This window comes from Allokutzneria albata, from assembly GCF_900103775.1.
Lineage (GTDB): Bacteria > Actinomycetota > Actinomycetes > Mycobacteriales > Pseudonocardiaceae > Allokutzneria > Allokutzneria albata.
Map to the genome: position 1 here is coordinate 1882976 of NZ_LT629701.1, position 18073 is coordinate 1901048.

Consider the following 18073-nt stretch of genomic DNA (forward strand, 5'->3'; position numbering starts at 1 on the left):
GTGTTCGGCATCCGCCCGGTGCGCGCGGCGGAGATCGCGCTTGAAGGCGCCGGTATCCGACTATCGTCAACGGTGACGCGATCGTCGGTCAGGGATTGGCCGTCGCTCTCGAAGCGCAGGCGGACAAAGGGGGAGTGGTGCACCACGTGGTGGACGGCCCGGCAGACGGTCCGGTCGTCGTATTCAGCAACTCCGTCGGCAGCAGGCTGGAGATCTGGGACCCGCAGTTAGAACCGTTGGTGGACAACGGTTTTCGCGTGCTCCGCTATGACACCCGGGGGCACGGCCGATCACCCGTCCCGCACGGTCCGTACGGCATCGACGATCTCGGTGGCGACGTGCTCGGGCTGCTGGACGCGCTGGGGATCGAATCGGCCCATTTCGTGGGCCTCTCCCTTGGCGGCATGACGGGGATCTGGCTCGCGCAGAACGCTCCGGAGCGCATCCGCTGCCTGGTGCTGTGCTGCACGTCCGCGCGGCCCGGCAACTCGCAGATGTGGCTTGACCGGGCCAAGACCGTGCGCGCCGGAGGCGTTGAAAGCGTCGCCCCGGGCGCCGTCGGCCGCTGGTTCACCCAGGACTGGATCAGCGCGAACCCCGAGCAAGCCGCGAGGATGCGCGAGATGATCGCGACGACACCGCCCGAGGGCTACGCGTCCTGCTGTGAGCTGCTCGCCGGCCTCGACCTCGTAGCGGGCCTGTCGAAGATCGTCGCGCCGACCCTGGTCATCTCGGGCGCCGACGACGAGGCACTGCCGCCGCAGCACGGCCGCGTGATCGCGGAGGCTGTCCGAGGTGCCCGGTTCGAGGTCGTCGAGCACGCCGCGCACCTCGGCAGCTACGAGCAGGCCGGGCGGTTCACCCAGCTGATCCTCGAGCATGTGAAACACGCTGCGGGCAACCCCTAGCGCAGGAACCGGACGAGCGCGGCGGAGAGCACGTGCGGGTCCACGTAGTGGGTTTGCCCGGCCAGCACGCGGTGCTCTCCGTTGAGCACGCCGTCGGCGATCTTCTGCGCCGCCGAGCCGAAGAACGCGGGACTGTCGCCGCCGCTCATCACCAACGTCGGAACGGTCACGGCGGCAAGGGACTCGAGGGGAACGGTGCCGCCCCTGGCGTAGTAGCGCAGCACCGCGGCGTCGTAGGCCAGCGACGGCGCCACTGCCTCCAGCGCAGGCCACGTCTGCATGTTCTTGATCTGCTCGATCGTCTCCTCCGGCATCCCGGTGATGCTCATGAACAGCGCCACCGCATCGCCTCGCCTGCCCTCGGACAGCAGTTCGGTGAGCCGCGTGGCGTACTCGGCGGCGCCCTTGCGCTGCGCGGGGGTGTCCTCGGCGAACGGGGCCTCGTAGATCGCGAGCCGGGTGACCGGGAGCCCGGAGGCGGTCGCCTCCAGGGCCAGCGCGCCACCGGAGGACATGCCGTAGAGTATCGCCGCCCCGCCCGCCTCGGCGATGAGCGCGGCGATGTCCTCGACCTCGGCGGCCGCGGCCTGCTCCTCGTTCTGCGCGGGCGCGCCCGGCGGCATCGGGTCGCCGCTGTCACCGCGGCCCCTGCGGTCGAAGCAGTAGACGGTGAAGCGCTCGGCCAGCAGCTTCGCCAGGTCCGGGTCGGACTTCCTGGTCATCGTCGCGCCGCCGACGTAGATCAGCGGCGGGCCGTCACCGAGCCGGTCGTAGGCGATGGGCGTGCCGTCGGCGGACCGCACCGTCTGGGTCATGGCTTCCCGCTCCATTCGTCGAGGGAGCCTGATCGTAGGCGCGAGCACCGACATCGAGCGGCCGAGCGCAGGCGGCCGGGTCGTCGCGGTGCCGAAGTCTGCAATCGCGCGGTGACCTGGACCGACCGCGCAGATCGGTGGATGCGCGCCCACCCGGTCGTCACGGACGCCTTTCTCGCCCTGGCTGTCGCCGCGGTCATGGGACCGCCTTCCCCCAACTCGCGCCTGGTGGCGAACCGTCTCCGCGTGGGGTGGTCTTCTCGCGGTGTGCGGAGGCATCCTCCACACGGTGACCGCCGCTCTGATGCGCCAGGACGTCTGGGCTCAGATCCTCGACGAAGGCTTCTTCAACACGGTCACGCTGAACCCCTCCGCCGATCGGCTCGCCGTGGCGGAGGCGTTCTGGTTCAGCCCTGGCAGCTTCGGTGTGCCGTTGCTCCTGCTCGGCTCGCCGGTGATCCGCCTGGCCCGGCGCGGGGAACCCGTGCCCGGCTGGGTGGGATGGGGCGTCCTCGCGTGGGCTGTTCTCATCGGACTGCTGGGCCGTTTCGACGCCGGAACGATGACCCTGCTCCTCACCGGCGTGCTGCTCGTGGTCGGCGCCTGGACCGCGCGCCGAACCCGCTCTGAGGACAAGCCCTAGCGGACCGACGCCGCCCGAGTGATGCGTTCCCCCAGTCCCCGCAGGTGCTCGACCAGCTCGGGCGGGTCGTGCACCTCGAACTCGCAGCCGAGCACCGCCAGCCGCAGCGCGAGCCATTCGATCGTGTCGGCGTCGCTGCGCACGCGGCAAGTGGTCGGGGAGATCTCCTCGAACTGGTCGGCGTTGCCACCGAAGCGCGCGGACAGCTCGCGCAGCGGCATGTGCACGGTGGCGACGGCGCTGTAGGTCGGCGCGAGCGAGTACATCTTGCTCGTCAGGAACTCCGCGGCATCCGATGCTGGCAACGTCCGCTGGGTAGCACGCGCACCGGTCGCGAGCGGCTCGGCGATCCGGTCGACCCGGAACATGCGCCAGTCGTCGCGATCGAGGTCGAACGCGACGAGGTACCACCGCCGCCCCGAGGGCACCAGGCTGTGCGGCTCGATGTGGCGCTTGGACTCCGTGTCGTCGGCGGCGCTGTAGGCGAAGCGCACCCGCTCGTGGTTCGCGATCGCCGCGGCCAGCACGGTCAGCACGCCCGGCTCCACCAGCGGCCCCGGCGTCGAGAGCACCGGCACGGTGGCGGAGTTCAACGCGCCGACGCGGTAGCGCAGCCGCGACGGCAGGACCTGTTCGAGCTTGGCCAGTGCGCGCACGGACGACTCCTCGATGCCCGCGACGGCGTGCCCCGCGGCGGTCCGCAGGCCGACGGCGATCGCCACGGCCTCGTCGTCATCGAGCAGCAACGGCGGCAGCGCGGTGCCCGCGACCAGGCGGTATCCGCCGACCGAGCCCATCGTCGCCTCGACCGGGTAGCCCAGGGACCGCAACCGGTCGATGTCCCGGCGGATGGTGCGGAGGCTGACCTCCAACCGCTCGGCCAGCTCGCTGCCCGGCCACTCCCGAGGGGTCTGCAACAGCGACAACAGGCTCAGCAGCCGCCCTGGCGTGTCTCCCATGCGTCCACCTTCTCATCGAAGGGTGACAGAACCTGGCCTGGTTCTCACAGTCCGAGTTTGGTGACCGCGTTGTCCTCGAGCGGGGTGGCGATCCGGATGTAGCGGTGCACCGTGCGCGGGTTGGCCCAACGGCCCTGGCGCATGATCTCGCGGTCGCTGGCCCCGCCCAGCGCCGCCTGCGTCGCGAAACCCGCGCGCAGCGAGTGCCCGGAGAACAACTGCGGGTCGAGGCCCGCCTTGGCCGCGTACCGCTTGATCAGCTCCGCCACCGCGCGGCCGGCCATCGCGGTCGAGGAGATCCGCCCGTGCCTGCTCACCGACGGGAACAGCGGCCTGCCGGTGCCGTCGCTGAGCGGTGTGCCCTGGAAACCGTGGCAGCGGTGGAGCGTCGTCGAGGTCTCGAACGAGTGGGCTCGAAGCTGTTCGTGCGTGGGGATCTCCAGCAGTTCCGTCCACGCGACGTAGGCGCACACCGGGCAGGTGTCCGGGCGCTGGCCACGCGGCAGCGCCACCTGCTGCTGGCGCACGCCGGTCGGGTCGGTCTTGGTCACCGGCAGCCTGATGATCAGCACCGGCTCGCCCGTGCCCGGATCGGTCTGCACGTCCACGTCGTCGAGGGAGATCGTCGCCAGCTCACTGCGCCGCAACGCCCCGGCGAAGCCGATCAGCAACACCAGCGCGTCGCGCCTGCGCGCCGGTTCGGTCGGCCAGCCGGGCTCGGGCAACTGCGCCAGCAGCTCGGTGAGCGTGTGCAGCAGAACCGGCCGTTTGCGCTTGGGCTGCGCGCGGCGGCTGCGGCGGATTCCGCGCAGCGTCAAGCGAACCACGTCCGAGCGGGTGGGCGACGGCAGGCCGTTGGCGGCGTGCACCGCGGCGATCGCGGCAGCCTTGCGCTCCAAAGTGGACGGTGCGAAGGCCCAGCGGACCCCGTCGTCCGCGCGGGCCTCCGCCGCGGCGGCGAGGTACACCGCGACGTCGAGCGGATCGGCCGGCAGTGCCTGGCGCCCTTCCTGCGCGCACCAGCCCGCCCAGCCGATCCAGTCGGCGCGGTAGGCCCGCAACGTGTTGGGGGACTGGGACTCTTCGAGGTACTTGGCCAGCGCTTCGGCCTGGGAGTCGGCGAAGCGCGCCCGCACCTCGGCGAGCGCGGCCGAGTCGATCAGGACGCTGCGCGGCCGGTCACCGAGCGCGACGCGAACCGGCTCCGGAAGCGGGATCAGTTCGCCCATGATCGGATTCTAGGGCCTGGTCGTAGGCGAAGCGCGCGGCGGCGATCTCCTCCTGGTGCGTCTCGGTCCACACCACCAGCGACTGCACCGCCGAGTGCAGCGTCACCCCGAGCGGGGTCAGCTCGTACTCCACCCTGGGCGGCACCACCGGGTACACCGTGCGTTCCACCAGGCCGTCGCGTTCGAGCTGGCGCAGGGTCACCGTCAGCATCCGCTGGCTGACGCCGTCGACCTCGCGGAGCAGTTCGGTGAACCGCATCCGCCTGCTGGCCAGCAGCGCCACCACGAGCAGCGACCACTTGTCCGCGATCCGGTCCAGGATCTGCCGCACCTCGCAGCCCTCGCGGATGTCCCACTGCCGGGCGTCGTAGGGATCGTGCTCGGTTCCCGCGGAGTAACTGGCTGACTTTGAAGTGCCTTCTTCCACAAGCGCCGAGTCTGCTCGAAGCTTGCCTTGGTTACAAGAGGGAACCGTGCAGGTCAGAAGGGGATTTCTGTGGTGTTGACGGCTGGGCGGGAACGGATCGGCTCGCTGCTGACCGTGCTGTGCGGGGCGATCTTCCTGGAGGGCGTGGACATCGCGATGATCAATGTCGCGCTGCCGTCGATCCGGGCCGATCTGGGGTTGTCCACGGGCACGCTGCAGTGGGTGATGAGCGCCTACGTGCTGGGCTACGGCGGTTTCATGCTGCTCGGCGGCCGGGCGGCGGACCTGCTGGGCAGGCGGCGGATGTTCCTGCTGTGGCTCACCGTGTTCGTGCTGTTCTCCGGCCTCGGCGCGATCGCGGACGACGGCGGGACGCTGATCATCGCGCGTTTCGTCACCGGGGTCGCGGCCGCGTTCATGACCCCGGCCGGGCTGTCGATCATCACCAGCACGGTGCCGGAGGGGCCGGTGCGGGACCGGGCGCTGATGATCTACGCGGGCACCGCGGCCGCCGGCTTCTCGCTCGGCCTGGTCATCGGCGGAGTGCTGTCGGCGATCGACTGGCGGTGGGTGTTCCTCGCGCCCGTGCTGTTCGCGCTCTGCCTGCTCGCCGCCGCGGTGCGGTTGATCCCCCGGCAGCCGCGTGTCGCGCGCTCCGCCCGCGATGTCGACGTCGTCGGCGCGGTCACCATCACGGCGGCCTTGGTGGTGCTCGTGCTGGCCGTCGAGCGCGCCCCGCACACCTCGTTCGTGTCGACCGCGGCCGCGGCGGTGGTGGCGATCGCGCTGCTGACGTTCTTCGTGCTGTGGGAGCGCCGGGCCGCGCAACCCTTGGTACGCCTGGGAATTCTGCGCTCGACGCGGTTGGTGCACGCGAACCTGACGACGCTGTTGCTCGCCGCGGCGTTCTTCGGTTTCCAGTTCTTGGCCGTGCTGTACCTCCAAGAGGTGCGCGGCTGGTCGACGCTCGCGACGAGCTTCGCGATGCTGGCCATCGGTGCGGACGCCGTGCTCGCCCCGACGCTCACGCCGCGGTTGGTCGCCCGGTTCGGCCACCGTCGGGTGATCGTCGCCGGGATGCTGCTCGCGGTGCTGGCCTACGCGCTGTTCCTGCCGGTCGGCCCGGACTGGGGCTACGCGGCGATGTTCCCCACGATGATCCTGCTCGGAGTGTCGTTCGCCCTGGCCTACGGCCCGCTGACGATCACCGCGACGACCGGGGTCGAGGAGTCGGAGCACGGCCTGGCCAGCGGCCTGCTGTACACCTCGTTCCAGTTCGGCGCCGCCCTCGGCCTGTCCGCGGTGACCGGCGCGCTCGCCGGTGGTTTCCACGTCGCGCTGGTGGTGCCGTTGATCAGCGCGCTGATCGCCGCGGCGACCGCACTACGCTCGTGACCATGGTGACTGTGCGGCAGGGCGCGTTGCGCGGGGTGGAACTCGACGATCACGTCGTGTGGCGCGGAATCCCCTACGCGAGCCCGCCGGTCGGCGACCTGCGGTGGCGGGCGCCGCGCCCCGCACCGGGCTGGGAGGGCGTGCGGGACGCCTCCGAGTTCGGACCGCAGGCACCGCAACCGGCCAACGCGCCCGGGTCGAGCAAGCACCCCGCCGGTGAGGACTGCCTCTACCTCAACGTCTGCGCCCCGAAGACGGGTGAGGCCATGCCGGTGCTCGTGTGGCTGCACGGCGGCGGCTATCGGACCGGCAGCTCCCGGCAGATGGGGGAGGGCGCCGCGTTCGCCAGGGCGGGCATCGTGGTCGTCACGATCAACTACCGGCTCGGCGCGCTCGGGTTCGCGCAGCTGGACGGCGAGCCGGACTCGGGCGTGTGCGGGCTGCTCGACCAGATCGCCGCGCTGCGCTGGGTGCGCGAGAACATCGCGGCGTTCGGCGGCGATCCCGACAAGATCACCATCTACGGCGTCTCCGCAGGCGCGAAGAGCGTCGCCAACCTGATGGCCAGCCCGGCGGCCGAGGGGCTGTTCGCGCGCGCCATCTCCAGCAGTGGCGGCGGTGACCACGTCTCGGCGCCGGAGGTCGGCGCCGCGGTCGGGCGTCGCCTGCTCCAGGAGCTGGGCTGCGCCGACGCCGAAGCCGCCCGCGCGATCCCGGCCGACGAGGTGATCGCCGCGCAGGAACGCATCCAGTCCGGGATGGAAGCGCTGTGGCTGTGGCGGCCCACCGTCCACCCCGACGTGCTGCCCGCGGTCCCGATCGAACTGATCGCCTCGGGCAGTGCGGCCGGAGTGCCGTTGCTGGTCGGCAACAACGGCAACGAGGCGGGGCTGTACGCCGCCATGTACGGAGCGGAGGAGGTGACCGCGCCGGCGGCCGCGGTGATCGGCTCGATCCTCGGCGCGGACGGGTACGAGGCACTGCTCAAGGCGTATCGGAACACTCGCGGCCTGACCAGCGACGTCGCCGCGATGGTCGCGGCGATGGGGGATGAGCGGTACGGCATCCCGACGCAGCGCCTCGCCGACGCGCAGTCCCGGTTCGCCACGGTCTACCGCTACCGCGTCGACGTCGCCGCGCCCGGCCTGACCCGTGAGCTCGACGGTGGTCACGGCACGGAGACCGCGATGGCCTGGGATGTCCCGGAGCCGCTGCCCGGGATGCGCGCGCCGCGTTCGCCCAAGCCGGAGCGCGTTGGGCTGGGCAAGGAGATGCACCGGGCGTGGGTGTCGTTCATCCGTGACGGCGACCCGGGCTGGCGGGCCTACGACAGCGACCGGCGCCCGGTGCTGGTCCTGGGCGAGGCCGGGGCCGCGCTGGAGTTCGACCCGCGGCGCGAAGAGCGGCTGGCGTGGGGCGAGGCGACCTGGCCCTCCAGCACCTGGTTTACCTAAACTTCCCTATCGCTCCCTATTTTTCCCTTTATGGGGTAAGTTTGGGAACATGACGGAAGAAATGTACTCGGTGGAGCAGGTCGCCGAGCGGCTCAACCTGCACGTGCGGACGGTGCGCAACTACGTCCGCGACGGGCGGTTGAAGGCCGTCCGGATCGGCAAGCAGTACCGGATCAGCCGCTCCGACCTGGAGGAACTGACCGGCGGCGGTGTGCCCGCGACGCCGAGGGAGTCGGCGCGGCGGACCCGGCACGTCGAGGTGTCCAGCGTCGTGCAGGTCGACGCGATCGGCCAGGCCGAGGCGAACCGGGTGAGCATGGGCATCACCGGCTCGCTCAACGGTCGCGGCTCCGGCGGCGGGATGCTGCGCGTGCAGACCATCTACGACGAGCAGCGGGCCAGCCTCAAGATCATCGTGATCGGCGAGCCCGGCCTGACCGCCGACGTGCTCAGGCTGATCGGCGAGTTCCTGGAGGGCGACCGATGATGATCTACCGCACCACCGGTGGTGGCGAGCAGGTCGAGCAGAAGTACCAGGAAGTCCTCGAGCGGTGGCCGGTCCCCGCCGAGCGCGTGCTCGTGCCCACCCGCGAGGGCGAGACCTTCGTGTTCGTCTTCGGCAGGGCCGGCGCGCCGCCGCTGGTGGCCATCCACGGCTCGGGCGCCAACGCCACCAACTGGATGGCCAACGCCGTCGAGATGGCCGAGCACCACCGCGTCTACGCCGTCGACGTGATCGGCGAGCCCGGGCTGAGCGCGCCCAACCGCCCGCAGATGGGCAGCGAGGCGTACGCGCGGTGGCTGGACGACGTGCTCACCGGCCTCGGCCTGACGAGCCCCGTGGCGCTGATGGGCATGTCCCTCGGTGGCTGGTTCTCGATCGACTACGCGTCGCGGCGGCCGGAGCGGGTGTCCCGCCTCGCGCTGCTCACGCCCGCGGGGGTGGGCAAGCGGCCGAGGGGACTGCTGCTCAAGCTGCTCGCGATGACCCTGGCCGGTGAGCGCGGACTGCGGAAGTCGGTGAAGGCGGCACTGGGCGACGACGTCCAGCCGGAGGTCGTCGACGCACTGGTGCTGATCTTCAAGCACTTCAAGCCGCGCATGCGCATCCCCACGTTCACCGACGACGAGCTGCGGCGGCTGACCATGCCGGTGTCGGTGATCGTCGGCGACCGGGACCCGATGCTCGACACGGCCACGACCGCACAGCGGTTCCGGGAGGTCCTCCCGCACGCCTCCGTGCACGTGGTCGCCGCCGGGCACGACCTCACGGCGCAGGTCCCGGCGGCGATCGCCTTCACAGCTTCAGGTACATGATGTGCAGCCCGACGTAGCCGTGGGCGGTGGACCGGAAGCCCTCCGGCACGGTGCCGATGATCTCGAAGCCGAGTGAGCGCCACAGCGCCACCGCCCTGGTGTTGGTCTCCACCACGGCGTTGAACTGGATGCCCCGGAAGCCCGCGGTCCGCGCCCAGTCGATGACGTGCTCGCCGAGCGCCCGGCCGACACCCCGGCCGGAGTGCTTGGCGTCGACCATGAAGCTCGCGCTGGCGATGTGCGAGGCGGGCCCCATGTGGTTGGCGTACATGCGAGCGGAGCCGAGCACGGTGCCGTCGGGGTCCACCGCGACGACGGTGCGGCTCTTCGCGGCGGGCATCCACATCTCCCGCGCGGTGACCTCGTCGACGTCCCTCGGCCAGCTGTAGGTCTCCCCGGCGGAGACGATCTCATGCAGGAACGGCCAGATCGACGGCCAGTCACCGTCAACTGCTTCTCTGATCAGCACGCTGCCGAGTCTCTGCGAGCGGCGACGTGCCCGCGACAGATTTTCCGGAGGACCCGTGCACCCCATCGCCAACACCGAGCAGGCCGCGGTGTGGAACGGCTACGACGGCACCCACTGGGCGGACAACCACGCCCGCTACGACGCGGTGAACAGCGGTTTCAACGACGCGGTGCTCGACGCGGCGGCCATCGGAGCGCGGAACCGGGTGCTGGACGTCGGTTGCGGTGCCGGGCAGCTCACGCGGCTCGCCGCCCGGCGCGCGTCGGCCGGTGCGGCGGTCGGCATCGATCTGTCCGAGGCGATGCTCCGCCGTGCCGCCGAACTCGCCACCGAGCCCACCGCGCACTTCGTGCGGGGCGACGCCCACGTGCACCCGTTCGCCGACGCGGAGTTCGACGTCGTGATCAGCCGCTTCGGCGTGATGTTCTTCGCCGATCCGGTGGCGGCGTTCGGCAACATCGGCCGCTCACTGCGCCCTGGCGGCAGGCTCGCGGTGCTGAGCGTGCGCGGGCTGGGCGATCTCGAAAGCGTGCTCGGCGCGCCGATGAGGCCGATGCCGCTGTCCGACCCCGACTCGATCCGCGAGGTGCTGAGCGGCTTCGTCGACGTCGACGTGACCGCGGTCGACGCTCCGCAGGTCTGGGGCCGCGACGCGATCGACGCCGCCGACTTCCTCTGCGGGTGGGGGCCGGTGCGGGCCCGCGCGGCCGCGATGCGCCAGGACATCATCCGCGCGTTGCGGCGCTTCGAGGAGCCCGACGCCGTCCGGCTGCGCGGCACGGCCTGGCTGACCACCGCCACGAAGCCCGTCTGACGAATTCGCCGGGTGGGCGAATTTCTTCGAGGCCAAGACCGGAATCGAACCGGCGTGGACCGCTTTGCAGGCGGCTCCCTAACCACTCGGGCACTTGGCCGAAAAGGGCGTGCGAAAACAAGAAAGCCGCCTGTGTCGACTAGTCGACCGGCGGCTCCCAGGCATGACCGAACACTGAGGTCACGGCGGAGAGCCGGGGCGACAACAGAGGAGGTCGATGCGCTGCATGCCGACCACTATGCCCTTTTCTCCCGGCCGCGTCAACAATTCTCTTCAACGGTTTGCGGCGCCGCTTCCGTAGGCGGTGCTTTTCCGGTGCTTAACCGCGCTGGGCAATGCTGTCCGCCGACCACCTACCCCCTGCTCACCGAGGTGGAACATGAGAACAGCAAGCATCGCCTGCGCGCTGACCGCGTGCCTGGCGCTGGGCGCCGCCGTCCCGGCGGTGGCGCTGGCCCAACCCGCGGGCGTCGACCAGGACCTCAGCGGCGACATCGGCGGTATCGGTCCGGAGGGCCCGGAGGCCCTGCCCTACGAGGACACCCTCGAACCGGGCGCCGAGGCGGAGCGGATCGCCAGGGCGCAGGTGATCCAGCGCGCCAAGGCGTGGCTGACCGCCAACGGCGGCCGCAAGGTCGCCTACAGCCAGGCGCGCAAGTGGCGGGACGGCTACCGGCAGGACTGCTCCGGCTACGTCTCGATGGCGTGGAAGCTGCCCAAGGGCAAGTACGGCGGTACCAACACCGTCGGCCTGGCGCAGAGCTACACCAAGAAGATCGCCAAGGCCGACCTCAAGGCCGGGGACGTCCTGATCGACTGGCACGGCACCAACCGGACCCGGCACGTGATCCTCTTCCACAAGTGGGCCAACGCCGGCCGGACGCACTACTGGGCCTACGACCAGTCGAGCAGCCAGGGCGGCACCGCCTACCGCAAGATCCCCTACCCCTTCTTCACCGACAAGGGGCAGTGGGAGCCGCGCCGGTACAAGCACATCAGCTGACGCGCGGTTGCGTTGAACCGTGGTTCCACTGACAGTGTCCGACCATGGCTGTGAACCCCGACCGGATCTTCGACGGCCTCCTCGGCCGGATCTCGGCACTCGTCATGGCGGGCGGCAACCGGGCCGCGGAGGCGGAGGCCGTCGCCGAGCTGGACCCACGACCCCACGACCGCGTGCTGGTCGTGGGGTTCGGTCCCGGCGTCGGCCTCCGCCTGCTCGCCGAGCGGCTGCCGGAGGGCCACATCGCCGGGATCGACCCGTCCGCGGTGATGCTGCGCGCGGCGACCAGGCGCAACCGGCGCGCCATCGCCGCCGGCCGGATGGAGCTGCACCGGGGGAAAGCGGACGCCCTGCCCTTCCCCGACGCCGACTTCGACGGAGTGATCACCGTGAACACCATCCAGTTCTGGGAGCCGTTGGAGGCCTCGGTCCGCGAGGTCGCCAGGGTGCTGCGCCCCGGCGGCAGGCTGGTCAGCCACACCCACGACTGGGCGATCACCCGCACCACCGGCCGGGACGTCGAGACCTGGGCGCGCGCCACCGCGGAGGTGTGCCTGCGCGCGGGGCTCGGGTCGGCCCGGCACTGGCGGGCGCGGGCGGAGAAGGGCAAGTCCGTCGCGTTCACCGCGCGCAAACCGGAATAGGACACCGATGACCCGCTCCCAGGTGATGACGATCGCCGAGGTCGTCGCGGCGACCCGGCTGCCGACCTCGACGCTGCGGTTCTACGAGCGCGAGGGCCTGATCAGGTCGGTGGCCAGGGACGGTGCCGGGCGGCGCGTGTACGCGCAGGACATCCTGGCCCGGCTGGCCGTGGTGGAGCTGGGCAAGCAGGCCGGGTTCACCATCGCCGAGGTGTCGGGCTGCGTGGACCCCGAGACCGGGATGCCCGGCCGGGGCTGGCGCGAGCTGGCCGGGGCGAAGCTGGTGGAGCTGGAGGCGCGGATCGCCGAGGCAGAACGAGCCAGGGACATGCTCGTGCACGCGCTGGAGTGCCGGGGCGCGTTCACCGAGTGCCCGGAGTTCCGCGACAGCGTGCGAGCGCAGATCAGAGCGATGCGCGGTCGCCACACCGCCCGGTGATTCATCCGTCCGACCACTGTCTCCCCGGACGTGCAGGACACAGAATTGACGCATGTCCGGAGCCCGGGTCCGTCCCGACGCCCAGCGAGTGCACCCGGCCGCCGAGGCGATCGGGGCCGGGCTGGAGGCGTGGCTGGACAAGTTCGCCCTGGGTGACGAGCGGTTGCGGGGCGCCCGCTTCCACCTCCTGGCGGCCAGGATCCTGCCGGACGGCGCGCGGGTGAACGTCGAACTGCTCGCGCAGTGGGCCGCCTGGTTGGCCGTTCAGCCCAGGGCCGCCGCCTACGCCCGGCTCGCCTCGGTCATCGAGGGCACCGTGTCCGCCGACGAGGCCGCGCCCACCGTGCTCGCGCTCGCCGACCTGTGGCCGCGCACGGCGGTCGGCATGTCGCTGTCCTGGCGGCGCCGGTGCCTGCAGCACGTCCGCGACGACAGCGGCCTGGTCGTCTACGACGTCATCGAGTCGGTCCGCCGCACGGAGATCCCGATCGGCATCGCGCACTCCACGGCGTGGAAGACCATCTGCGGCACGGTCGGCGAACTCACCGAATGGTGTGAGAACGACCCTCCGATGGAGCAGGTCCAGGAACGCCTCGGCCGGTTGGCGTCGGCGCAGCTGGACCTGCTCGGCCACCTCAGGACGTGCCACCCGGCGATCTACGCCCCGGTGCTGGAGGTGGCCGAGACGATCTGCGCGATCCCCGGCGCCCGGCTCGCCTGGCGGCAGGAGATCGGCGCCTGACCGGCCCCGATCCGCGCGCGGGCCGGGGAGTTGGCAGGATCTTGGTCATGACCAACGTCAAGCTGCACACCACCCACGGCGAGATCGTCCTCGAACTGGACGCCGAGAAGGCGCCCAAGTCGGTGGCGAACTTCCTCGAGTACGTGAAGAACGGGCACTACGACGGCACGATCTTCCACCGCGTGATCAAGGGCTTCATGATCCAGGGCGGCGGCTTCGAGCCGGGCATGTCGCAGAAGCCGACCGGGACGCCGGTGGAGAACGAGGCCACCAACGGCCTGAAGAACAACCACTACACGGTGGCCATGGCCCGCACGCCGAACCCGCACTCGGCCACCGCGCAGTTCTTCATCAACACCTCCGACAACGACTTCCTCAACCACAGCGCGCCGACCGCGCAGGGCTGGGGCTACGCGGTGTTCGGCAAGGTGACCGACGGCCAGTCCACTGTGGACAGCATCGCGGGCGTGCGCACCGGCAACGCCGGTGGCCACCAGGACGTTCCGGTCGAGGACGTGGTCATCACCAAGGCCGAGGTGCTCTGACCTCAGCCCACGCGGGGAACGGCGGAGTTGGGGTCGAAACCGGAGAACGCCAGGCCGATCACGAAACGTGCGGCCTCCTCCAGCTGCCGAGCGCGGCTCAGCGGTCCCAACACCGCCGGATTCCCACCGGCGTCCCGCACCAGTTCGGAGACCACCCGCACCGCCTCCGTGTCGTCGCCGCACATCGCGACGGTCACCGGCTCGGCGTCCGGCTTGGTCCACTGGTCGGCGGCGAACAGGTGGAACGCCTTCACCACGTGCGCGCCGGGCGCCAGCTCGGCGACGCGTTGCGCGGCGGAGGTCTCGGTCAGCAGCACGCCGACCCCGTGCTCGACGGCGTTCGTCGGTTCGATCAGCGGCGTTCCGCGCAGCGTGCCGTCCGCCGCCCCCGCGCCGCGGAGCACGTCCTCGATCCCCGCCCAGGACACGGCGAGCAGCACGGCGTCCTTGTCCCGCACCACTTCCCGGGGCTGCACCGCGCGTCCGCCGACCTTCTCGGCGATCGCCAGCGCCTTGGCCGGTGACCGTCCGCCGATCTCGATGTCGTGCCCCGCGCGGGCCCAGCTCTCCGCGAGAGCCGACGCCAGCGTTCCCGTTCCCAGAATTCCGATTCGCATGCGGGGAACGGTAGGCAGACCGATACGCACCGATCGGTACGTCTCAGACGGGGCATGATGACCCCATGGCCGACTGCTACGAGCTGGTCGCGGACTGCCGGCTCCGCGCGGCGACCGACCTGTTCTCCCACACGTGGAACCCCGTGGTGCTCGCCGCGCTGAGCCAGGCGCCGCGGCGGCGGGTGGAGCTGCGCGCCTCGATCGGCGGGATCAGCGACAAGGTGCTCAGCGAGACGCTGCGCCGCCTGCTCGGTCACGGCCTGATCGAGCGCCGCTCCTACGCCGAGGCGCCGCCGCGGGTGGAGTACGCGCTGACGGCGCTCGGGCGGAGCCTGGTCGACGGGCCGATGCGCGCCCTCGCGGACTGGACGCTGGAGCACGGCGACGACCTCATCCCGTGAGACGTGCGAGCACGATCCCTCCCGTGATCATCGCGAGCGCGAGGACCCGTCCGAGGCTCATCGGATCCTGGTTCACCAGCACTCCCAGGAGGATGGCTCCGACCGCGCCGATGCCGGTGAACACGGCGTAGGCGGTGCCGACCGGGATCGAGTTCATCGCGATCGACAGCAGCAGCACCGCGGCCGCCATGAGCAGCAGGCTGACCAGTGTCGGCAGCGGGCGGGTGAAGTTCTGCGTCGGCTTGATGCTCTGCGACCAGGCCACTTCGACCAGGCCCGCGCCGACGAGGATCAGCCAGTTCACAGTGTCACCGCCGCCCTTAACGCGGCGTCGAGTGACGCGGTGTGCTGGTCCAGCCGGTGCGCCAGCGCGGGGTCGATCGTGGCGTTGACGAGTTCGGCGTTGATGAAGCGCACGTCCTCGATGTCGAAGTGGCCCAGGAAGAAGTCCCGCAGGTAGCGCTCCTGGTGGTCGAAGGGCTCGCGCGGTGTGCCCGGCCCGTACGCGCCGCCGCGCGCGCTCGTGACCACGAACGTCCGGCCCCTGAGGGACATCTTCGGGAAGGTCACCTGGTCGATCCACGCCTTGAGCGCGGACGGGATGGAGAAGTTGTACATCGGCGTGCCGATCAGCACGACGTCCGCCGCGACGAGTTCGTCGAGCAGGGGTTCGAGGACCTGCCACGCCTCCCGCTGCTCCGGGGTGCGCACGGCCTCCCGGTAGCGGCCGATGTCGGTGATCCCGTTGGCCAGCACGTGGTCGCACAGCTGCGTCCACGCCTCGGTGATGTGCGGGACGGGGTCGGCGGCGAGGTCGCGGTAGCGGTACTGACCTGCGGGGTTGGCCGCCCGCCAGGTGTCGGCGTACGCCCGGGAGAGCCGCCGGGAGATCGAGCCGCTGCGGGCACTGGCGTCGAGGTGCAACAAAGTGGACATGGTGTCCACTTAAGCATGGAAGTGGACGGCGTGTCCAGATAGGCTGGGGGCATGGAGAGAGCAGACGCCGCGCGCAACCGGGCCCGCATCCTCGCGGCGGCGGCCGAGGTGTTCGCCGCCAAGCCGCCGCACGAGGTCACCATGGACGAGATCGCCAAGGCCGCGGGTGTCGGCAGGGGCACGCTCTACCGCCGCTACCCGGACCGCGCCTCGATCGCCGTCGCGCTGCTCGACGAGCACGAGCGCGTTCTCCAGGAACAGTTGATGCGCGGCGACCCCCCGCTCGGTCCCGGCGCCCCGCCCGCGGAGCGACTGGCTGCGTTCTACGCGGCGATGGTCGAACTCCTGGAGAACCACCGGCACCTGGTGCTCGGCAGTGAGGTCGGCCGTTCGCGGTTCGAGACCGGCGCCTACGGGTTCTGGCGGACGCACGTCCGCTCGCTGCTGGTCGCCGCCGAGGTCCGGGAGCCGGACGCGTTGGTGGAGGTCCTGCTGGCGCCACTGGCTCCGGAGGTCTACGGCTACCAACGGGACGACCGGGGACTCAGCCCGGAGCAGGTCGTCGGCGCGCTCAGTCGGCTAACCGCGGTGCTAGGACCCGTCACCCGTGCGCAGATTCCATAAGTCGTGCACCGTCCACGTATCTGCCACCCACGTATCTGCCACGTCGCCGCACGTCAGAGCGTCAGGGGATAGTCGACCCTGATGTTGCGCAGGGGTTTCTGCTCGACGTCGATCCAGCGTGGTGGGATGAAGCTGGGTATCCCGTGCTCGAAGATGATCGTCCATTCCTGCTCGTGCATGACGTGGTGGTGATGCACGCAGAGCAGGACGAGGTTGTCGAGGTCGGTGGGTCCGCCGTCGATCCAGTGCCAGACGTGGTGTGCTTCCGTCCACCCCGGTGGCCGATCACATCCGGGGAAGGCGCATCCCTTGTCCCGCACCGCCAATGCCTTGCGCTGGGCCACCGATGCGGTCCGTCGTTCCCGACCCAGGTCGAGGGGTTCACTGTCCCCACCCAGGACGGTGGGGAGGATCCCGGCGTCGCAGCACATCTGCCGCACCAACCCGACCGACGCCGGGTCACCGGTAGCCGTGGTGCCACTGCCGAGCATCGCGAGCAGCTTCTCGAAGTCCATCGTCACCACCACCGTCGGCCGACGCCCGCCACTCTCCGGCAGATCCCGGGTCGCCATGGCCAGGTCGATCACTTCCTCGAACGCATTGGCATACCGCTGCCCCGCGGATCCTTCTCACCGTCCACCGTGCGGGGTTTGGCCAACGCATCCAGCACAGCTTTGATCTTCTGCCCCGCGATCAATGGAAAGACACCTTTGAGGTGCAGCGGCGAGAACCAGCGCCGCCAGAGTTTCCCAGTCCTTCATCCGCTCCAGCAACGCATCACCGGTTGACTTGTAGTCGTCGGCTTGCGCGAGATGGTGTTTCATCAAGTGGATTAATGCCTTGGGATTCACCACGTTCACCCCCTTCTCGACTCTTCTCCATTGTCTCAAAATGGAAGATCGACATCGAATCACGAGAGGGTGAATTCCCAGCAGCGACAACAGTTATCATGCATGAGTCCATTGTGGACAAAGCCAAGTTTCAGCAAACGCAAGCTGTAAACAGAACCGAGGCTTTACCTGGGGTGCGCGTGTCATACGCTTATCGCGAGGGCTGGAGTTGCATCCCGTGCCCCCGTGTGGCCCAAGGGCACGCGCAAGGGGCCCCAGGTCAAGCCGACCCCACGCCGGAAACCGCCGAGCAAGCCCCACCACCCACATGTCCGACATCATTGAAGCCGATAACCGCGGGCGGCCTGTTTTCCTTGCGGGACAAGACAGTCAGGCCGCAGTTGGCCACGTTGAGCCCAACTCCGGCGCTTCCATCTCGGCGTGTTCCTGTTCACCGTGGCGGACGAGGTACAGCAGGCGCTCGGGTACGCCTCGACCCTACGGGGTGATCGCGGTGATCAGCCCGGGGAACGCCGCGTCCATGTCGTCGCGGCGGAGCGCGTTCATCCGCGCCGTGCCCACGTAGTACTGCCGGATCAGGCCGGCCTCGCGCAGGACGTTGAAGTGGTGGGTGGCGGTGGACTTGCTGACCGGGATGTCGAAGTCGCCGCACTTGATGTCGGTCCCGGAGGCCACGAGCTGGCTGACGATGCTCCGCCGCACCGGGTCGACCAGGGCTTCCAGGATCTGCTGGAGGTCGAACTGCGCGACGTCGGGATGTGCCGGGGTGCGTCCCATGCGGCCATAGTACGACATCCATCGAAGTTTGACGGCCGTCGTACTTCTGTGCTTCGCTCGGTCT

General features: G+C 70.3%; 25 protein-coding genes, 1 tRNA gene and 1 pseudogene. 14 read left to right on the top strand and 13 right to left on the bottom strand.

The genetic code is table 11. The features are described 5' to 3' along the window. Nucleotides 1–137: 137 nt before the first annotated feature. Complete coding sequence (pcaD, locus tag BLT28_RS08365; RefSeq protein WP_156051721.1) at nucleotides 138–908, top strand: 3-oxoadipate enol-lactonase; 771 nt, start codon at nucleotides 138–140, stop codon at nucleotides 906–908. On the opposite strand, the gene BLT28_RS08370 is transcribed toward pcaD, so the two are convergent. Next, entirely contained in the window at nucleotides 905–1723 is an 819-nt protein-coding gene (locus BLT28_RS08370) for an alpha/beta fold hydrolase (protein ID WP_030433086.1), read from the bottom strand. The two genes, pcaD and BLT28_RS08370, sit on opposite strands and share 4 nt — an antisense overlap. Nucleotides 1724–1907: 184 nt before the next feature. Between BLT28_RS08370 and BLT28_RS08375 the strand changes: the two genes are divergently transcribed. Beyond that, on the top strand, nucleotides 1908–2366 hold the full coding sequence (locus BLT28_RS08375) for a DUF6463 family protein (protein ID WP_269459663.1): 459 nt from the start codon (nucleotides 1908–1910) through the stop codon (nucleotides 2364–2366). On the opposite strand, the gene BLT28_RS08380 is transcribed toward BLT28_RS08375, so the two are convergent. Genes BLT28_RS08380 through BLT28_RS08390 form a run of 3 tightly spaced genes read right to left on the bottom strand, consistent with a single transcriptional unit; the run spans nucleotide 2363 to nucleotide 4981 of the window. Next, nucleotides 2363–3325: a helix-turn-helix transcriptional regulator gene (locus tag BLT28_RS08380; RefSeq protein ID WP_030433088.1), complete on the bottom strand. Its 963-nt coding sequence runs from the start codon at nucleotides 3323–3325 to the stop codon at nucleotides 2363–2365. The two genes, BLT28_RS08375 and BLT28_RS08380, sit on opposite strands and share 4 nt — an antisense overlap. A 44-nt stretch (nucleotides 3326–3369) precedes the next feature. Beyond that, nucleotides 3370–4554 (bottom strand): site-specific integrase, encoded by a 1185-nt coding sequence (locus tag BLT28_RS08385; protein ID WP_030433089.1) that lies wholly within the window; start codon nucleotides 4552–4554, stop codon nucleotides 3370–3372. Further along, complete coding sequence (locus BLT28_RS08390; RefSeq protein ID WP_030433090.1) at nucleotides 4505–4981, bottom strand: winged helix-turn-helix transcriptional regulator; 477 nt, start codon at nucleotides 4979–4981, stop codon at nucleotides 4505–4507. Before BLT28_RS08390 ends, BLT28_RS08385 begins: the two co-directional genes overlap by 50 nt. A 69-nt stretch (nucleotides 4982–5050) precedes the next feature. Here BLT28_RS08390 and BLT28_RS08395 point away from each other — a divergent pair, with 69 nt between their 5' ends. The 4 genes from BLT28_RS08395 to BLT28_RS08410 are packed head-to-tail and all read left to right on the top strand — an operon-like array spanning nucleotide 5051 to nucleotide 9147. Continuing rightward, complete coding sequence (locus tag BLT28_RS08395; protein ID WP_231950690.1) at nucleotides 5051–6376, top strand: MFS transporter; 1326 nt, start codon at nucleotides 5051–5053, stop codon at nucleotides 6374–6376. 2 nt (nucleotides 6377–6378) lie between these two features. Further along, entirely contained in the window at nucleotides 6379–7830 is a 1452-nt protein-coding gene (locus BLT28_RS08400) for a carboxylesterase/lipase family protein (RefSeq protein ID WP_030433092.1), read from the top strand. A gap of 49 nt (nucleotides 7831–7879) precedes the next feature. Further along, nucleotides 7880–8317: a helix-turn-helix domain-containing protein gene (locus BLT28_RS08405; RefSeq protein ID WP_030433093.1), complete on the top strand. Its 438-nt coding sequence runs from the start codon at nucleotides 7880–7882 to the stop codon at nucleotides 8315–8317. Then, complete coding sequence (locus tag BLT28_RS08410; protein WP_030433094.1) at nucleotides 8314–9147, top strand: alpha/beta fold hydrolase; 834 nt, start codon at nucleotides 8314–8316, stop codon at nucleotides 9145–9147. The genes BLT28_RS08405 and BLT28_RS08410 overlap by 4 nt, the downstream gene beginning before the upstream one ends. Here the strand turns inward: BLT28_RS08410 and BLT28_RS08415 are convergent. Next, nucleotides 9128–9616, bottom strand: a complete 489-nt coding sequence (locus tag BLT28_RS08415) for a GNAT family N-acetyltransferase (RefSeq protein ID WP_030433095.1) — start codon at nucleotides 9614–9616, stop codon at nucleotides 9128–9130. The two genes, BLT28_RS08410 and BLT28_RS08415, sit on opposite strands and share 20 nt — an antisense overlap. A gap of 55 nt (nucleotides 9617–9671) precedes the next feature. Here BLT28_RS08415 and BLT28_RS08420 point away from each other — a divergent pair, with 55 nt between their 5' ends. Next, nucleotides 9672–10430 carry a class I SAM-dependent methyltransferase gene (locus BLT28_RS08420; RefSeq protein ID WP_030433096.1) on the top strand — a complete coding sequence of 253 codons (759 nt, stop codon included), beginning with the start codon at nucleotides 9672–9674 and terminating at the stop codon, nucleotides 10428–10430. 29 nt (nucleotides 10431–10459) lie between these two features. Here BLT28_RS08420 and BLT28_RS08425 read toward each other — a convergent pair. Continuing rightward, nucleotides 10460–10530, bottom strand: a tRNA-Cys gene (locus tag BLT28_RS08425). Between the two features lie 279 nt (nucleotides 10531–10809). Between BLT28_RS08425 and BLT28_RS08430 the strand changes: the two genes are divergently transcribed. The 5 genes from BLT28_RS08430 to BLT28_RS08450 are packed head-to-tail and all read left to right on the top strand — an operon-like array spanning nucleotide 10810 to nucleotide 13803. Then, nucleotides 10810–11433 carry a hypothetical protein gene (locus tag BLT28_RS08430; RefSeq protein WP_052408093.1) on the top strand — a complete coding sequence of 208 codons (624 nt, stop codon included), beginning with the start codon at nucleotides 10810–10812 and terminating at the stop codon, nucleotides 11431–11433. Between the two features lie 44 nt (nucleotides 11434–11477). Further along, the gene (locus BLT28_RS08435; protein ID WP_081900761.1) at nucleotides 11478–12077 is read left to right on the top strand and encodes a class I SAM-dependent methyltransferase; all 600 of its coding nucleotides are present in this window, start codon (nucleotides 11478–11480) and stop codon (nucleotides 12075–12077) included. Nucleotides 12078–12084: 7 nt separating this feature from the next. Beyond that, a complete protein-coding gene (locus BLT28_RS08440) occupies nucleotides 12085–12516 on the top strand; it encodes a MerR family transcriptional regulator (protein WP_030433099.1) in 432 nt (143 codons plus the stop codon). A 52-nt stretch (nucleotides 12517–12568) separates the two neighbouring features. Continuing rightward, complete coding sequence (locus BLT28_RS08445) at nucleotides 12569–13258, top strand: hypothetical protein (protein WP_156051724.1); 690 nt, start codon at nucleotides 12569–12571, stop codon at nucleotides 13256–13258. A gap of 47 nt (nucleotides 13259–13305) precedes the next feature. Then, entirely contained in the window at nucleotides 13306–13803 is a 498-nt protein-coding gene (locus BLT28_RS08450) for a peptidylprolyl isomerase (protein ID WP_030433101.1), read from the top strand. A 2-nt stretch (nucleotides 13804–13805) separates the two neighbouring features. Here BLT28_RS08450 and BLT28_RS08455 read toward each other — a convergent pair whose 3' ends face one another. Then, a complete protein-coding gene (locus tag BLT28_RS08455; RefSeq protein WP_030433102.1) occupies nucleotides 13806–14420 on the bottom strand; it encodes an NADPH-dependent F420 reductase in 615 nt (204 codons plus the stop codon). 65 nt (nucleotides 14421–14485) lie between these two features. Between BLT28_RS08455 and BLT28_RS08460 the strand changes: the two genes are divergently transcribed. Further along, nucleotides 14486–14821 carry a winged helix-turn-helix transcriptional regulator gene (locus tag BLT28_RS08460; protein WP_030433103.1) on the top strand — a complete coding sequence of 112 codons (336 nt, stop codon included), beginning with the start codon at nucleotides 14486–14488 and terminating at the stop codon, nucleotides 14819–14821. Here BLT28_RS08460 and BLT28_RS08465 read toward each other — a convergent pair. Both BLT28_RS08465 and BLT28_RS08470 read right to left on the bottom strand, forming a co-directional pair. Further along, complete coding sequence (locus BLT28_RS08465) at nucleotides 14811–15125, bottom strand: DMT family transporter (protein ID WP_030433104.1); 315 nt, start codon at nucleotides 15123–15125, stop codon at nucleotides 14811–14813. The two genes, BLT28_RS08460 and BLT28_RS08465, sit on opposite strands and share 11 nt — an antisense overlap. Beyond that, a complete protein-coding gene (locus BLT28_RS08470) occupies nucleotides 15122–15757 on the bottom strand; it encodes an FMN-dependent NADH-azoreductase (RefSeq protein WP_030433105.1) in 636 nt (211 codons plus the stop codon). Before BLT28_RS08470 ends, BLT28_RS08465 begins: the two co-directional genes overlap by 4 nt. Before the next feature lie 51 nt (nucleotides 15758–15808). Here BLT28_RS08470 and BLT28_RS08475 point away from each other — a divergent pair, with 51 nt between their 5' ends. Beyond that, nucleotides 15809–16381 carry a TetR/AcrR family transcriptional regulator gene (locus BLT28_RS08475; RefSeq protein ID WP_043813836.1) on the top strand — a complete coding sequence of 191 codons (573 nt, stop codon included), beginning with the start codon at nucleotides 15809–15811 and terminating at the stop codon, nucleotides 16379–16381. Nucleotides 16382–16434: 53 nt separating this feature from the next. On the opposite strand, the gene BLT28_RS42445 is transcribed toward BLT28_RS08475, so the two are convergent. The 4 genes and pseudogenes from BLT28_RS42445 to BLT28_RS08485 all read right to left on the bottom strand — a co-directional run bounded on the left by BLT28_RS42445 (nucleotide 16435) and on the right by BLT28_RS08485 (nucleotide 18009). Then, a complete protein-coding gene (locus BLT28_RS42445; RefSeq protein WP_269459664.1) occupies nucleotides 16435–16725 on the bottom strand; it encodes an HNH endonuclease signature motif containing protein in 291 nt (96 codons plus the stop codon). Beyond that, nucleotides 16705–16992: pseudogene (locus BLT28_RS42450) on the bottom strand (DUF222 domain-containing protein); the annotation flags it as partial. The pseudogene BLT28_RS42450 and the gene BLT28_RS42445, both read right to left, overlap by 21 nt. A gap of 18 nt (nucleotides 16993–17010) precedes the next feature. After that, complete coding sequence (locus tag BLT28_RS39950) at nucleotides 17011–17235, bottom strand: hypothetical protein (RefSeq protein WP_156051702.1); 225 nt, start codon at nucleotides 17233–17235, stop codon at nucleotides 17011–17013. 474 nt (nucleotides 17236–17709) lie between these two features. After that, complete coding sequence (locus tag BLT28_RS08485) at nucleotides 17710–18009, bottom strand: ArsR/SmtB family transcription factor (protein ID WP_043813757.1); 300 nt, start codon at nucleotides 18007–18009, stop codon at nucleotides 17710–17712. Nucleotides 18010–18073: the final 64 nt, after the last annotated feature.

Coding starts and splice junctions, on each gene's coding strand:
- BLT28_RS08370 (WP_030433086.1), bottom strand. CDS start 1,723: ATGACCCAGACGGTGCGGTCCGCCGACGGCACGCCCATCGCCTACGAC.
- BLT28_RS08380 (WP_030433088.1), bottom strand. CDS start 3,325: ATGGGAGACACGCCAGGGCGGCTGCTGAGCCTGTTGTCGCTGTTGCAG.
- BLT28_RS08385 (WP_030433089.1), bottom strand. CDS start 4,554: ATGGGCGAACTGATCCCGCTTCCGGAGCCGGTTCGCGTCGCGCTCGGT.
- BLT28_RS08400 (WP_030433092.1), top strand. CDS start 6,379: ATGGTGACTGTGCGGCAGGGCGCGTTGCGCGGGGTGGAACTCGACGAT.
- BLT28_RS08405 (WP_030433093.1), top strand. CDS start 7,880: ATGACGGAAGAAATGTACTCGGTGGAGCAGGTCGCCGAGCGGCTCAAC.
- BLT28_RS08410 (WP_030433094.1), top strand. CDS start 8,314: ATGATGATCTACCGCACCACCGGTGGTGGCGAGCAGGTCGAGCAGAAG.
- BLT28_RS08430 (WP_052408093.1), top strand. CDS start 10,810: ATGAGAACAGCAAGCATCGCCTGCGCGCTGACCGCGTGCCTGGCGCTG.
- BLT28_RS08435 (WP_081900761.1), top strand. CDS start 11,478: ATGGCTGTGAACCCCGACCGGATCTTCGACGGCCTCCTCGGCCGGATC.
- BLT28_RS08440 (WP_030433099.1), top strand. CDS start 12,085: ATGACCCGCTCCCAGGTGATGACGATCGCCGAGGTCGTCGCGGCGACC.
- BLT28_RS08445 (WP_156051724.1), top strand. CDS start 12,569: ATGTCCGGAGCCCGGGTCCGTCCCGACGCCCAGCGAGTGCACCCGGCC.
- BLT28_RS08450 (WP_030433101.1), top strand. CDS start 13,306: ATGACCAACGTCAAGCTGCACACCACCCACGGCGAGATCGTCCTCGAA.
- BLT28_RS08455 (WP_030433102.1), bottom strand. CDS start 14,420: ATGCGAATCGGAATTCTGGGAACGGGAACGCTGGCGTCGGCTCTCGCG.
- BLT28_RS08460 (WP_030433103.1), top strand. CDS start 14,486: ATGGCCGACTGCTACGAGCTGGTCGCGGACTGCCGGCTCCGCGCGGCG.
- BLT28_RS08470 (WP_030433105.1), bottom strand. CDS start 15,757: ATGTCCACTTTGTTGCACCTCGACGCCAGTGCCCGCAGCGGCTCGATC.
- BLT28_RS08475 (WP_043813836.1), top strand. CDS start 15,809: ATGGAGAGAGCAGACGCCGCGCGCAACCGGGCCCGCATCCTCGCGGCG.
- BLT28_RS08485 (WP_043813757.1), bottom strand. CDS start 18,009: ATGGGACGCACCCCGGCACATCCCGACGTCGCGCAGTTCGACCTCCAG.